Source organism: Microbacterium sp. Leaf203 (genome assembly GCF_001421275.1).
Taxonomy (GTDB): domain Bacteria; phylum Actinomycetota; class Actinomycetes; order Actinomycetales; family Microbacteriaceae; genus Microbacterium; species Microbacterium testaceum_A.
Genome location: NZ_LMKF01000022.1, coordinates 1,413,149 through 1,427,075 on the forward strand (window position 1 = coordinate 1,413,149; position 13,927 = coordinate 1,427,075).

Below are 13,927 nucleotides of genomic sequence, written 5' to 3' on the forward strand. Positions count from 1 at the left end.
ACGCGGACGTCGCCGTCCTGCGTTCCTGCCAGCCTAGCCGAGGATTCTGGACGCCTTTCGGGTCTTTACATTCCCCTGATGTGGTGAGGTGGATGCCATGGAGTTCTCCGGCGCGCAGCCCGATGTCGACCTGACGTACTCGGACGTGTTCCTCGTCCCCCGCCATTCCGAGGTGCGGAGCCGCCTCGACGTGGACCTCGCCCCCGCCGACGGCAGCGGGGCGACGATCCCGCTCGTCTCGGCGAACATGAACTCGGTCACGGGCACGCGGCTCGCGGCGACCCTGGCCCGTCGCGGTGGCCTCGGCGTGTTGCCGCAGGACATGGCGCTGGAAGATCTGGTCGAGGCCGTGTCGTGGGTCAAGGCCCAGCCGACCGCGTGGGACACGCCCCTGATCCTCCCGCCCGAGGCTACCGTCGCCGACGCCCGCCGCATCCTCCCGGCGGTGCCCGGTCGGGGCATCGTCGTGGCCGTCGCTCGTGAGGACGGGGTGGTGGACGTGTCCGCGGTGCGGGGCATCGTGTCCGCGGGGCGCCTCGCCACGGCCCTCCCTGACGCCACGCTGGGTGACATCGCTCGTCGGGACGCCGCTGCGCTCGACGCGGCGGACGTGCACGACCCGCGCGAGGTGTTCGCACGGATCGAGGCCGCGGGCGTCGACATCGTGCCGGTGGTCGACGGCGACCGGCTGGTCGGCACCCTTTCCGCACGCAGCGCATTGCGCGCCTCCGTCTACCGCCCGGGCGTCGACGCCCGGGGGCGCCTCATCGTGGCCGCGGCCGTCGGGGTGAACGGCGACGTCGCCACCAAGGCGCGCGCCCTCGCGGACGCCGGGGTGGACGTCCTCGTCGTCGACACCGCCCACGGCCACCAGGCCCAGATGCTCCGGGCGCTGCGCGCGGTGTCCGCCCTCGATCTCGGCATCCCGATCGCCGCCGGCAACGTGGTGACCGCGGACGGCGTCGCCGACCTGACCGACGCCGGGGCGACGATCCTCAAGGTGGGCGTGGGACCGGGCGCGATGTGCACGACCCGCATGATGACCGCTGTCGGGCGGCCCCAGTTCTCGGCGGTGCTCGAGACCGCCGAAGCCGCCCGGTCGGTGGGGGCGCACGTGTGGGCGGACGGCGGCGTGCGCTACCCCCGCGACGTGGCCCTCGCACTCGCCGCGGGCGCGGCATCGGTCATGGTCGGCTCGTGGTTCGCCGGGACCATCGAGGCGCCGGGAGAGCTGCAGACCGACGCCGGAGGGCGCATCTACAAGGAGTCGTGGGGCATGGCCTCGACGAAGGCGGTGCAGGGACGGTTCGGCGCGCTCGACCCGTTCGAGCGGGCGCGCAAGGAGCTGTTCGCCGAGGGCATCTCGTCGTCGCGCATCTACCTCGACCCGCAGCGTCCGGGCCTGGAGGACCTGCTCGACATGATCACCTCGGGCGTGCGCTCGTCGTTCACGTACGCCGGAGCGGCCACCGTCGCCGAGTTCCACGAGCGCGCCCGCGTCGGCTTGCAGTCGGCCGCCGGGTACGACGAGGGCAAGGCGCTCCCCGTCAGCTGGTGAGCAGGCGGTCGAGGGTCGCCGCGGCCTCGAGCGTGATCCAGGCGCCCAGCTGCACCGAGAAGTCCAGGTCGTCGCCGTCGGCGACGGCCGCGCGGCGCGGGTCGGCCGGGAACAGCCCGTCGCGGCGGCCCTCCCACAGGGCGTCGGCGTTGCGCTCGACCAGTCGCCGGGCCGCGTGCGCCGCGGCCTCGCCCTCGTCGTCTTCGCTCTCGGACAGCTCGACGGCCGCGTCGGCGAGATAGCGGGCCAGGATGCCGGCGAACAGGCCCCCGTCGCCGCCTCCGGCCGCGGGCATGAGCCCCTCGTCGTCGGCACACCATCGCTCGACCGCGTGCACGAGTTCGCGCGCCCGGCGCACGTGCCTCCAGGCGGCGTCGGTCTCGTCGATCGCCGACTCGCCCAGCAGCAGCTCGAGGCCGATCGTCGCGCCCTGGTTGTAGGTCCACAGGTCGGGCCGCACCGCGTCGTGCTCGATGCCGTCGCGGACGAGGCCGGTGCTGTCGTCGTCGAGGGTGGATGCCATCCAGTCGGCGAGCCGCTCCGCCTCGGTGCGGTGACCGGCCAGGGCCAGCACCATCGCCCCCGGGGCGTTCGCCGGGGCGTTGTACAGCGCGCTGCCGACGCTCCACGGGAGGGCGCCGACACCGGGGTCGATCGCCTCGTGCAGGCGCGCGGCGATCTTGCGGAACGCGCGGGGGTTCGCGCGGCTGGTGAACAGTCCCAGTCCCATCCAGGCGATGTCGTCGTAGAACGGCGTCGTCCAGCGCCCGACGGTGCGCAGCGTCACGCCGCGGCCCAATCGGCGCAGGAGTCGGCGGCGTCGCGGGTCGGGGCGGTTGCGCTCGGCGTCGGCGAGCACGTGGATCAGGTGGGCGTGCCACCAGTAGTGCCACGTCCGGGCGCTGCGGGCGTCGGCGACCGAGGCGTGAGCCCAGGCGACCGGACCGTAGCGGTGGAGGTAGCGCTCGAGCACCGCTCGTTCCGCGGCGGCGGCGCGGTGCTGCGCCGGGGTGTCGGCATCCATTCGTCCATCCTCTCCAGTGCTCACGGATGTGCACGAGACGGATGCCGAGGGGCGCGGGCTGCAATAGAATCGACCGCACGATGGACGACCCTCCCAGTTGTAGACCCAGGCCCCACAGACCCTCTTCCGCCGAGCGATCGAGCGGGGGTGATGCCTGATGGATTACGTCATGCTGGGCGTGGGGCTCGCGCTCACCGTGGGAACCGGACTCTTCGTCGCGAGCGAATTCGCCCTCGTCAACCTCGACCGTGCCGACCTCGAATCCCGTCGCGCCGCGGGTGAGACCCGTCTGTCGCTGACCATCGATGCTCTGCGCATCACCTCGACGCACCTGTCGAGCGCGCAGCTGGGCATCACGCTCACGACGCTGCTCACCGGTTACACGATGGAACCGGCGATCTCGAACCTGCTCCGGCCGGTCTTCCAGTCGTGGGGGCTCCCCGAGGCGCTCACCGTCTCGGTGGCCGCCGTCATCGGCGTCGGCTTCGCGACCGTGCTCTCGATGATCCTCGGCGAGCTCGTCCCCAAGAACTTCGCGTTGGCCATCCCGCGCCAGACGGCCAAGCTCGTCATGCCGTTCCAGGTCGCCTTCACCGCGGTGTTCAAGCCCGCGATCGTCGTGCTCAACGGCAGCGCCAACGGCGTGCTGCGCGCGATGGGCGTCGAACCCAAAGAGGAGCTGTCGGGAGCCCGGTCCGCCGAGGAGCTGTCGAGCCTCGTGAAGCGATCTGCCAGCGCCGGCATGCTCGAGAAGGACACGGCCTCGCTGCTGGACCGCAGCCTCACCTTCGCGCGCCTCAGCGCGGCCGATGTCATGACCCCGCGCCCGAGCGTGCACGCGCTCGCCGCGGGCGACCCCGCCGACGACGTGGTGCAGCTCGCCCGCCGCACCGGGCACAGCCGCTTCCCCGTGTACGGGGAGTCCATGGACGACATCGTCGGCGTCGTGCACCTCAAGGCCGCGATCGGCGTGCCGCGTGAGAAGCGGGGCGACGTGCCGGTGGCGGCGCTGTCGACCGAGCCCCTGCGCGTGCCCGAGACCGTGCACCTCGACGCGCTCGTCTCGGAGCTGCGTTCGCGCGGTTACCAGATGGCGATCGTCATCGACGAGTACGGCGGAACCGCCGGGGTCGTGACGCTCGAGGACCTCGTGGAGGAGATCGTGGGCGAGGTGCTCGACGAGCACGACCGCTCGCGCGCCGGCGTCGTGCGCTCGGCGGCGTCCGTCACGTTCCCCGGCGACCTGCGGCCCGATGAGGCCCTCGACCGCGCCGGCGTGCGCGTGCCCGAGGGAGAGGTGTACGACACGGTGGGCGGCTACATCATGGCGGCGCTCGAGCGCATCCCCGTCGTCGGCGACACCGTCGATCTCGAAGACGGCAGACTCGCCGTGCAGCGCATGGACGGCCGGCGTGTCGACCGCGTGCAGTTCACGCCGACCCCGGTGGAACAGGACGTCGACGAGCTGGTGCGCGCGGCGAAGGGCGGTGACCAGCGATGAGCGACTGGGCCGGAATCGCCTGGCTGGTGGTCCTCTTGGCCGCCAACGCCTTCTTCGTCGGCGCGGAGTTCGCCGTCATCTCGGCGCGCCGCTCGCAGATCGAGCCGCACGCCGACCGCGGCTCGCGCGCGGCGAAGACCGCGCTGTACGCCATGGAGCACGCGACGCTCATGCTCGCGACCTGCCAGCTGGGCATCACGATCTGCTCGCTGCTGATCCTGAACGTCTCGGAGCCCGCGATCCACCACCTGCTCGAGGGGCCGCTGGGACTCACCGGGCTGCCCGAGGCCGCCGTCGGCGTGATCGGCTTCGTCGTCGCGCTGCTGGTGGTGTCGTACCTGCACGTGGTGTTCGGCGAGATGGTGCCCAAGAACCTCGCGTTCTCGCTCCCGGATCGCGCCGTGCTCATGCTCGCCCCGCCGTTGGTCGCCGTCTCGAAGGCGTTCCACCCGATCATCGTGGCGCTCAACTGGACGGCCAACCACGTGCTGCGACTGTTCCGCGTGGAGCCGAAGGACGAGGCCGCCTCGACCTACACGCTCGACGAGGTCGCGACCATCGTGACGCAATCGCGGCGCGAGGGCGTGCTCGACGACTCCGCCGGAACGGTGACCGCCGTGGTGGAGTTCACCGAGAAGAAGGCCGCCGACATCGCGGTGCCGGTGAGCGCCCTGGTGACGCTGCCCGAGACGACCACCCCGGCCGAGATCGAGCGCGCCGTCGCCCAGCACGGATACTCGCGGTACGTGATCGTCGACGAGACGGGACACCCCACGGGCTACGTGCACCTGAAGGACGTGCTGCGCGCGGCGGAGGGATCGGATGCCGACATGGCCCGCCCCATCCCCGCCAAGCGCGTGCACCACATGGTGTCGATGCTCGAGACCACCGATCTCGAGGACGCCCTGGCCCTCATGCGCCGCTCCGGTCGCCACCTCGCCCAGGTGCGCGACGACCGCGGCGACGTGCAGTCGGTCCTCTTCCTCGAAGACGTGATCGAAGAGCTCGTCGGCGAGGTGCAGGACGCCACCGAGCGTCGCCGCTTCGTCTGAACGCAGAACACCGGATGCCACGGGGCCTGGGCCTCGTGGCATCCGGTGTCTTCGGGTGAGGGTGCGGTCGTTGCGTGCGATGTCGGCCGGGGTGCGCGGGTGCGGCGGGCCTCAGTACGCGCGGAGGTACTGCGCGGGGGCGGGGCTCGGTGCGCCCAGCTCGGCCGCGGCGCGCAGCGCGTAGTGCGGGTCGCGGAGCCATTCGCGGGCCGAGAGGATCGCATCGGCGCGGCCGTCGGCGAGGATCTGCTCGCCGAAGGTCGGATCGTCGATCATGCCGACGGCCGCGACGAGCAGGCCCGTCTCGCGTCGGACGGTCTCGGCGTAGTCGACCTGGTAGCCGGGCCCGGGGACGATGTGCTGATGGGGCACGAGGCCGCCGCTGGAGACGTCGATGAGGTCGGCGCCCGCGTCGGCGACGAGACGCGAGGCCGCGACGGTGTCGGCGACGTCCCAGCCGCCGTCTGCGGCGTCGGTGGCCGAGAAGCGGACGAACACGACCGCCTCTCCCGCGGCCTCGCGCACGGCCTCGGTCACCCGCGCGAGGAGGCGCACGCGGTTCTCGAACGATCCGCCGTACTCGTCATCGCGGTGGTTCGTGAGCGGCGAGAGGAACTGGTGGAGCAGGTAGCCGTGGGCGGCGTGCACCTCGACGACCTGGAAGCCGGCGCGAACGGCCCGGCGGGTGGCATCCGCGAAGTCGGTGACGACCTTCTCGATCCCCGCGGCGTCGAGGGCGACGGGGGCGGCGAAGGCGTCGTACGCCAGAGCCGAGGGGGCGACGGTGGTCCAGCCGCCCTCAGCGGGAGAGACCGTGCCGCGACCGCCGGTGAGGGGCGAGGTGGTCGAGGCCTTGCGGCCCGCGTGGCCGAGCTGCACTCCGGCGACCGCTCCGCGCGAACGGATGGCGGCGACGATCGGGGCCCACGCCTCGGCCTGCGCGTCGGTCCAGATGCCCGCGTCCTCGGGCGAGATCCGCCCCTCGGGTGACACCGCGGTCGCCTCGGCGATCACCAGGCCCGCGCCTCCGGCCGCGAACTGCGCGAGGTGCACGTGGTGCCACTCGTTCGGCACGCCCTCGACAGCGCTGTACTGGCACATCGGCGAGACCCAGAGGCGGTTGCGCATCTCGGTACCGCGGATCGAGAGGGGTGTGAAGAGGGAACTCATGAGGACCTTTGCGTTCTAAGGTGACGCCATGACGGCGAAGGACTTCGACGGGCAGGACGTCGCCCGTGCACTGCGGAAGCCAACGGCGGACGACGACAAGTATTCCCGCGGAGTCGTCGGGTTGCGCACCGGCTCGGCCCGATACCCGGGGGCCGCGGTCCTCGGTGTCGAGGGGGCCTGGCGGACGGGAACGGGGATGGTCCGGTACCTCGGCCCCGCGCGCGCCCAGGACTTCGTGCTCCACCGGCGCCCCGAGACCGTCACCGCGGACGGGCGCGTGCAGGCGTGGGTCATCGGATCGGGGACGGATGCCGCCGAGCGCGACGCCGCCGAGACCGCGGCGCTGCGCGGCATCCTGTCGGGAGAGATCCCCGTCGTCGTCGACGCCGGAGCGCTCGATCTCGTGCCGGGGGCGACGGCCCCCGTGATCGTCACCCCGCACGCGCGGGAGCTCGACCGGCTCCGCGAGAGCCTCGGGATGCCGGCGGCCGACGCCCGTGACGACGACGCGCGAGAGGCGGCGGCTCGCGAGACGGCGGAGGCGTTCGGGGGAGTGGTGCTCTCGAAGGGGGCGGTGAGCATCGTCGCCGCCGCGGGCGGGTGGACGCGTCGCGTGTCGGCCGGGACCCCGTGGCTGGCGACCGCGGGCACCGGAGACGTGCTCGGCGGGGTGCTCGGAGCCGTCCTGGCCGGGTCGGTGGCCGCCGGACGCGACGCCGTGGGCGACCTCGCCACCAGCGCCGCCGCGGCCGCGTGGCTGCACGGACGCGCCGGGCGGGCGGCATCCCTCGCCCTCGGAGAAGGCGGCGGACCGATCGCGGCACTCGATGTCGCCGACGCCCTTCCGAGCGTCGTGGCCGCCGTCCTGCGGGACTCGATCGCGTAACGGTTCGCCCCCGCGCACCGCGCGACGACGGGGGTCGCGCCGCCGCCCGTCCGGGTCGGGAAGCCCCGCCCGCTTAGGATGAGGCGGTGTTGAGGCGTGTCGTTCCCCTGTTTGTCGCGTTCGTCGCCGTACACGTCGTGGTGGGGATCCTGGGCTATCAGCAGCCCAACGAGCCCATGGGCGACGTGTACCTGGTGTACGAACCCTGGTCGCGCTGCGCGCTGTTCGGCGGCATCGACGTGAGTTCGTGCACGCGCAGCGACGCGTGGGCGTGGCCCGGCATCACCGAGAAGTGGATCTACCCGCAGCTCGCCTTCCTGCCGATGACATTCGCGTGGGTCTTCGCCTGGGCGGTCGGGTACACCCCCGCGTGGGCGATCACCGTCGCCCTGTTCAACCTCGTCGCCTTCGTCGTGCTGGTCGGCAAGGGCCGCTCGACGGGTCGCGTGCTCGCCGCGTGGTTCTGGATCGCCGCGATCCTCCTCATCGGTCCCGTGGGGCTCTACCGCATCGACGGCATCACGGTGCCGTTCGCGATCCTCGGCAGCATGTGGATGCTGCGGCGCCCGTTCGTGGCCTCGCTCCTGCTCTCGATCTCGGTGTGGATGAAGGTGTGGCCCGCCGCGATCCTGGCCACGGGTCTCATCGTCGTGCGTCGCCGCCTGGCGCTGATCTGGGGCGCGGTCGCGGTGTCGCTCGCGACGATCATCCCCGTCGTGGCCCTGGGGGGAGCGCCCTACGTCTTCGGATTCGTGGGAGACCAGACGTCCCGCGGCATCCAGATGGAGGCGCCGGTCGGCGGCCTGTACATGTTCTTGGCGGCCTTCTACGTGCCCGGCAGCGAGGTCTACTACGACAGCGGCGTGCTCACCTTCCAGGTGACCGGGCCGGGCGCCGAGCCCCTCATCGCCGCGATGACACCGATCATGCTGCTCACGATGGTCGCCGTCGCCGTCGTCGGCGTGATGAAGATGCGCCGCGGAGCGACCTTCCTCTCGCTGTTCCCCCCGCTCTCGCTGGCCCTGGTGACCGCGTTCATCGCGCTGAACAAGGTCGGCTCGCCGCAGTACTACGTGTGGCTGTTCGCCCCGGTCGTGCTCGGCCTGATGATCGACCGTCGTCGCTGGTACGCGTTCGCGGGGATGACGCTCGTGATCGCCGCTCTCACGCAGTGGATGTACCCGCTGATGTACGACGGACTGATGGCGACGCACCCGAACCCCTTCCCCGTGGTCGTGCTCGAGGCGCGCAACCTGCTCGCCCTGGTCCTGCTGGTGTGGGCGATCGTGCGCGTGGTGCGCGTGCCCACGGGGCGCGTGCGTCCGCCGGCGGGGCTGCGCGAGATCGTGACGGGGCGCCGGCCGATCCCCGCCCGGGTTCCGTCCGGGCGCTGAGCCCGTTCCGCCCGACGGGTCGCCGCCGTAGGCTCGGAGCATGCTCATCGCCTTCTCCGTCGCCCCCTCCGGCGTCGGCACCCTCGCAGCCGAGAACCCCGACGCCTCGGTGCACGACGCCGTCGCCGCGGCGGTCGCCGTCGTGCGCGCGTCGGGGCTGCCCCACCGCACGACCTCGATGTTCACCGAGATAGAGGGGGAGTGGGACGAGGTGTTCGCCGTCGTGAAGGCGGCGACGGATGCCGTGATGCCCTACGGCTCTCGTGTCTCGCTCGTGCTTAAGGCCGACATTCGCCCCGGGCGGACCGGCGAGCTCGACGGCAAGATCGAGCGGCTCGAGGACGCGCTGGAGCGTCGCGAGGACTGAACCGCGCGGGCGCCACTCCCGGCTCTCGAAACGATTCGACCTGACCCTCGCCGGCCGACTACGATCGGCTGGTGACCTCTTCGACGACCTCGAGAGGTGCGGCGATGCGGGCGCTCCTTTCTCTCGCCATCGGTAGTTTCGGCATCGGTATGACCGAGTTCGTGGTGATGGGCCTGCTGCCCAACATCGGCCGCGACCTGCTGCCCACCGCCTACGCGGCGTCGCCCGACGACGCGATCGCCCAAGCCGGGTGGCTCATCTCGCTGTACGCCCTCGGCGTCGTGGTGGGAGCCCCCACCATCGCCGGGTCGGTCGCGCGCTTCCCGCGGCACCGCGTGATGATCGTGCTGGCCGCAGCGCTCGCCTTCTTCACGCTGCTGACCGTGATCGCCCCCACGTTCGAGCTGGTCGCGGCATCCCGCTTCCTCGCAGGACTCCCGCACGGGGCGTACTTCGGCATCGGCGCCCTCGTCGCCGCCGACGTGCTCGGCCCGGGCAACCGCGCCAAGGGCGTGGCCTTCGTGCTCACGGGCCTCACGATCGCGAACGTCGTGGGCGTGCCGCTCGGCACCCTCCTCGGCCAGCAGGTCGGGTGGCGTGCCGCGTTCGCGGTCGTCGCGGGCATCTTCGCCCTCGCGACGCTGTGCATCGCGTTCTTCGTGCCGAAGCACCCGGGCACGCCCGGTCGACGCCTCCGCGACGAGCTGCGGGTCTTCCGGCTCGGACAGGTGTGGTTCGCGCTCGGCATCGGCGCCGTCGGATTCGGCGGCTTCTTCGCGATGTACAGCTACATCGCGCCCATGATCACCGACGTCGCGGGCCAGCCGGAATGGGCCGTCTCGCTCGTCCTGGTGCTCGTGGGCATCGGCATGACGATCGGCAACATCGTCGGAGGAGCGCTCGCCGACAAAGACCTGCGCTTCTGGCTGTTCACCGGGCTGATCGCGCTGGGCGCGGCCTGCGTGGGCCTCGCCCTGACCGCCGGGTGGATCGTGAGTCTCGTGCTGTTCGCGTTCCTCGTGGCCTTCTGCGGCTCGGCGCTGAGCCCCGCCATCCAGACGCGGCTCATGGACGTCGCCGAGGACAACCAGTCGATCGCCGCCGCCCTCAACCACTCGGCGCTCAACATCGGCAACAGCCTCGGAGCGTTCCTCGGCGGCCTCGCGATCGCCGCGGGGCTGGGACTCGTGGCCCCCGCGTGGGTGGGGGCGGTCCTGGCCCTCGGCGGACTGGTCGTCGCCGTGCTCGCCTATCGCGTCGAAGACCGCACCGGCCGTCACCCCACCCACCGGATGCCGGCGGCCGAGGCCGCGCAGACGGCGATCACCGGCTCGATCCCGACGCAGCGTTGAAGCGGGCGCGAGCGCGCTCGTGGGTCGACCGAAATCGCGGATGCCGCGGGCTCACGGCATCCGGGAATGCTCAGCTCGCGAGCAGGCGGCGCAGGTGCGCGGCGACCGCGGCGGTCTCGATGAGGAAGCCGTCGTGGCCGAAGTCGCTCGAGAGCACGACCGCGCTGTCTCCGTCGAGCGTGCGCGGGACCCCGCGGGCGATGCGGTGCTGGCCGTCGATGGGGAACAGGCGGTCGCTGTCGATCCCGAGTACCAGCGTGGTCGCGGTGACGCGGCCGAGGGCGTCTTCGACGCCATCGCGGTCGCGGCCGACGTCGTGCGAGTTCATCGCCTCGACCAGGGTCAGGTAGCTGTTCGCGTCGAAGCGGCGGGTGAACTTGTTGCCGTGGAAGTCGAGGTACGACTCCACCGCGAAGCGTCCGCCGCGGCCCAGGGGGCTGACCCCCGACTGCCACGACCGCTGGAAGCGCGAATTGAGCTCGGTGGGGCTGCGGTAATTGAGAAGGGCCATGCGGCGGGCGAGCGCGAGACCGCGGTGCGGGCCGTCGCCGTCGCCCGCGTCGTAGTACTCGCCGCCCGCGAAGCGGGGGTCGACCCTCACGGTGTCCATCTGCACGGAGTTCAGCGCGATCTGGTCGGCCGTCGTGATCGGCGGGGCCGAGAGGATCGCGGCACGCTCCACACGGTCGGGGTGACCGACGGCCCATTCGATCGCGTGCATGCCGCCCATCGAGCCGCCGACCACGGCGTACCAGCTGCCGATGCCGAGGCGATCGGCGAGCAGGGCCTGCGCCGCGACCTGGTCGCGGATCGTCAGGTACGGAAAACGCGAGGCCCATTCGTACCCGTCGGGCGCGATGCTCGCGGGGCCGGTCGAGCCCTGGCATCCGCCCAGCATGTTCGGGGCGACCACGAAGAAGCGGTCGGTGTCGATCGCGGCGCCGGGGCCGACGAGGTCGCTCCACCACCCGGCCGTGGGATGGCCGGGCCCGGCCGCGCCGCGCACGTGGCTGTCGCCGGTGAGGGCGTGCAGGATGAGGACCGCGTTGTCGCCCGCGGGGGAGAGCTCGCCCCACGTCTCGAAGGCGAGGCGGAACGCCGGGAGGGACTCGCCGCTCTCGGTCTCGAACGCCCCGAACGCGGCGAAGCGGCGGTCGCCGACCGGGTCGCCGTCGCGCCAGGCGCCGGTGGCGGGAGGGCGGCCGAGGAGGGACCGGGCGTCGGCCTCCGTCACCGGGGCCGAGGGCACCGTGTCTTCGGAGATCTGCCAGTCCATGGCATCCATTCTCTCCGGTGTCGGAGGGGTCGACCGGACTGTTACGGTCGCGGACCACGGCGACGGTGCGTGTCAAGAACCCGTTCCCTCCCGGGTGGGGTCGTCATGATCCGGGCATGGCGAACTTCCTCCTCATCGCGGCCTCGAGCGACATCGGTCAGGCGACGGCGAAACGACTGCAGGACGCGGGACACCGCGTCGTGACCACCGCGCGGGACTCCTCGCGGATCGAACCCGACTTCACCCTGGATGCCACCGACTTCGACGCCGTGGACCGCGTCGTCGGCGAGGCGGGCGATCTCGACGGCATCGCGGTGTTCGCGGGCTCGATGCTGCTCAAGCCTGCGCACCTGACCTCGCGCGAGCAGTACGACGAGCTCATCGCCGCCTCGCTGACCACGGCGTTCGCCGCCGTCCGCGCCGCAGGATCCCACATGCGCGACGGGGGAGCGGTCGTGCTGGTCTCGTCGGCGGCGGCCCTCGCGGGGCTGCCGAACCACGACGGGATCGCCGCAGCGAAGGCCGGGGTTATCGGTCTGACGCTCTCGGCCGCCGCGAGCTATGCCGCGCACGGACTGCGCGTGAACGCCGTGGCCCCGGGCCTCGTGCAGACGCGGCTGACCGAGAAGCTCACCTCGAGCGACATGTCGCGCAAGGTGTCAGAGGCGATGCACCCGCTCGGTCGCCTCGGCGAGCCCGACGACGTCGCGCGCGCCGTGGAGTTCCTGCTCGCGCCCGAGAACGCGTGGATGACCGGCCAGGTGCTGGGCGTCGACGGGGGCCTGGGAAGCCTGCGGCCGCGGCAGAAGGTGTGACCCCCGCCGCGTGAGGGGTCGGTTCTGGTCGCCTCGCACGCGGCCGGGCGACACATTCCGACCCCTCACGCGCGTCGGTACACGCGCGAACGCCCCGACCCGGGGAGCCCGGGGCGGGGCGTTCGGCGCGTGCGGGTCAGGCGCGGGCGGCCTCGGACAGGCGACGCGCGGCGGCGAGGGCCTCGTCGAGGTCGGCCTTGAGGTCGTCGATGTTCTCGAGCCCCACCGACAGGCGCACCAGGCCCGGGGTTACGCCGGCGGTGAGCTGCTGCTCGGGCGTGAGCTGCGAGTGGGTGGTGGACGCCGGGTGGATGACCAGCGAGCGCACGTCGCCGATGTTGGCGAGGTGGCTGAACAGGCTCAGCGAGTTGACGAACTCGCGGCCCGCTTCGACGCCGCCCTTCAGCTCGAACGACAGCACCGCGCCGACGCCCTTGGGGGCGTAGTTGTTGGCCGCGGCGTACCAGGGCGAGGTCGGCAGACCGGAGTAGTTGACGGTCGCGACGTCGGGGTGCGACTCGAGCCACTCCGCGATCTCCTGCGCGTTCTGCACGTGGCGCTCGATGCGCAGCGACAGGGTCTCGATGCCCTGGATGAGCTGCCACGCGCTCTGCGGCGAGATCGAGGCTCCGAGGTCGCGCAGCAGCTGTACGCGCGCCTTGATGATGTAGGCGAGGCCGTCGCCGACCGCCTGCGTGTAGACCGCGCCGTGGTACGAGGGGTCGGGGGTCGTCAGGCCCGGGAAGCGCTCGGAGTTCTCGGACCAGGGGAAGGTTCCGCCGTCGACGATGACGCCGCCGATCGTGGTGCCGTGCCCGCCGAGGAACTTGGTCGCCGAGTGGACGATGATGTCGGCGCCGTGCTCGAAGGGGCGGATGAGGTACGGGGTCGCGATCGTGTTGTCGACGATGAGCGGCACCCCGGCGTCGTGGGCGATGTCGGCGACGGAGCGGATGTCGAGCACGTTGATCTTGGGGTTGCCGATGGTCTCGGCGAAGAACAGCTTGGTGTTCGGACGCACCGCCGCGCGCCACTCTTCGGGGTCGTCCTGGTTCTCGACGAAGGTCGTCTCGATGCCGAGCTTGGCGAGGGTGTACTTGAAGAGGTTGTACGTGCCGCCGTAGATCGAGCTCGACGAGACGATGTGGTCGCCCGCCTGCGCGATGTTGAGGACGGCGAAGGTCTCGGCTGCCTGTCCGCTGGCGACGAGGAGGGCGCCGGTGCCGCCCTCGAGGCCCGCGACGCGCTGCTCGACGACGTCTTGCGTGGGGTTCTGGATGCGCGTGTAGATGTTGCCGAACTCGGCCAGCGCGAACAGGTTCGCGGCGTGGTCGGCGTTGTCGAACACGTACGAGGTGGTCTGGTAGATCGGGGTGGCGCGGGCCTTGGTCACCGGGTCGGGCTGTGCGCCGGTGTGGATCTGCTTGGTCTCGAAACGCCAGTTCTCGGGTACCGACATGACTGCTCCTCAGCTTCTGGAGGCCGGGCGGTCGCCGTGGCCTGTTGCGAGCGTAGGGACAGCCTCCGACACC

12 protein-coding genes are annotated in these 13,927 nt (G+C 71.8%); 8 read left to right on the forward strand and 4 right to left on the reverse strand.

What is annotated here, in order from left to right; translation table 11 throughout:
- The first annotated feature begins 97 nt into the window (after positions 1-97).
- Entirely contained in the window at positions 98-1,558 is a 1,461-nt protein-coding gene (locus tag ASE56_RS07725) for a GuaB1 family IMP dehydrogenase-related protein (RefSeq protein WP_056226918.1), read from the forward strand.
- Here the strand turns inward: ASE56_RS07725 and ASE56_RS07730 are convergent.
- The gene (locus ASE56_RS07730; RefSeq protein ID WP_056226921.1) at positions 1,548-2,582 is read right to left on the reverse strand and encodes a glycoside hydrolase family 76 protein; all 1,035 of its coding nucleotides are present in this window, start codon (positions 2,580-2,582) and stop codon (positions 1,548-1,550) included. The genes ASE56_RS07725 and ASE56_RS07730 overlap by 11 nt on opposite strands.
- A gap of 157 nt (positions 2,583-2,739) precedes the next feature.
- Between ASE56_RS07730 and ASE56_RS07735 the strand changes: the two genes are divergently transcribed.
- Complete coding sequence (locus tag ASE56_RS07735) at positions 2,740-4,083, forward strand: hemolysin family protein (protein WP_056226924.1); 1,344 nt, start codon at positions 2,740-2,742, stop codon at positions 4,081-4,083.
- The gene (locus ASE56_RS07740; protein ID WP_056226926.1) at positions 4,080-5,135 is read left to right on the forward strand and encodes a hemolysin family protein; all 1,056 of its coding nucleotides are present in this window, start codon (positions 4,080-4,082) and stop codon (positions 5,133-5,135) included. The genes ASE56_RS07735 and ASE56_RS07740 overlap by 4 nt, the downstream gene beginning before the upstream one ends.
- A 111-nt stretch (positions 5,136-5,246) precedes the next feature.
- Here ASE56_RS07740 and ASE56_RS07745 read toward each other — a convergent pair whose 3' ends face one another.
- A complete protein-coding gene (locus ASE56_RS07745) occupies positions 5,247-6,305 on the reverse strand; it encodes an NADH:flavin oxidoreductase/NADH oxidase (protein WP_056226927.1) in 1,059 nt (352 codons plus the stop codon).
- 28 nt (positions 6,306-6,333) lie between these two features.
- Here ASE56_RS07745 and ASE56_RS07750 point away from each other — a divergent pair, with 28 nt between their 5' ends.
- The 4 genes from ASE56_RS07750 to ASE56_RS07765 all read left to right on the forward strand — a co-directional run bounded on the left by ASE56_RS07750 (position 6,334) and on the right by ASE56_RS07765 (position 10,304).
- Entirely contained in the window at positions 6,334-7,191 is an 858-nt protein-coding gene (locus tag ASE56_RS07750) for an ADP/ATP-dependent (S)-NAD(P)H-hydrate dehydratase (RefSeq protein WP_056226929.1), read from the forward strand.
- A gap of 86 nt (positions 7,192-7,277) precedes the next feature.
- Entirely contained in the window at positions 7,278-8,585 is a 1,308-nt protein-coding gene (locus tag ASE56_RS07755; protein ID WP_056226933.1) for a glycosyltransferase family 87 protein, read from the forward strand.
- Positions 8,586-8,625: 40 nt separating this feature from the next.
- Positions 8,626-8,952 carry a thiamine-binding protein gene (locus ASE56_RS07760; protein WP_056226935.1) on the forward strand — a complete coding sequence of 109 codons (327 nt, stop codon included), beginning with the start codon at positions 8,626-8,628 and terminating at the stop codon, positions 8,950-8,952.
- Between the two features lie 104 nt (positions 8,953-9,056).
- Positions 9,057-10,304 (forward strand): MFS transporter, encoded by a 1,248-nt coding sequence (locus tag ASE56_RS07765; RefSeq protein WP_056226937.1) that lies wholly within the window; start codon positions 9,057-9,059, stop codon positions 10,302-10,304.
- A gap of 70 nt (positions 10,305-10,374) precedes the next feature.
- Here the strand turns inward: ASE56_RS07765 and ASE56_RS07770 are convergent, their stop codons facing one another.
- The gene (locus tag ASE56_RS07770) at positions 10,375-11,580 is read right to left on the reverse strand and encodes a homoserine O-acetyltransferase (RefSeq protein WP_056226939.1); all 1,206 of its coding nucleotides are present in this window, start codon (positions 11,578-11,580) and stop codon (positions 10,375-10,377) included.
- Positions 11,581-11,696: 116 nt separating this feature from the next.
- Here ASE56_RS07770 and ASE56_RS07775 point away from each other — a divergent pair, with 116 nt between their 5' ends.
- Positions 11,697-12,395, forward strand: coding sequence for an SDR family NAD(P)-dependent oxidoreductase (locus tag ASE56_RS07775; RefSeq protein ID WP_056226941.1), 699 nt, complete (start codon positions 11,697-11,699; stop codon positions 12,393-12,395).
- A 136-nt stretch (positions 12,396-12,531) separates the two neighbouring features.
- Here ASE56_RS07775 and ASE56_RS07780 read toward each other — a convergent pair whose 3' ends face one another.
- The gene (locus tag ASE56_RS07780) at positions 12,532-13,854 is read right to left on the reverse strand and encodes a bifunctional o-acetylhomoserine/o-acetylserine sulfhydrylase (protein WP_056226943.1); all 1,323 of its coding nucleotides are present in this window, start codon (positions 13,852-13,854) and stop codon (positions 12,532-12,534) included.
- Between the last annotated feature and the right edge of the window lie 73 nt (positions 13,855-13,927).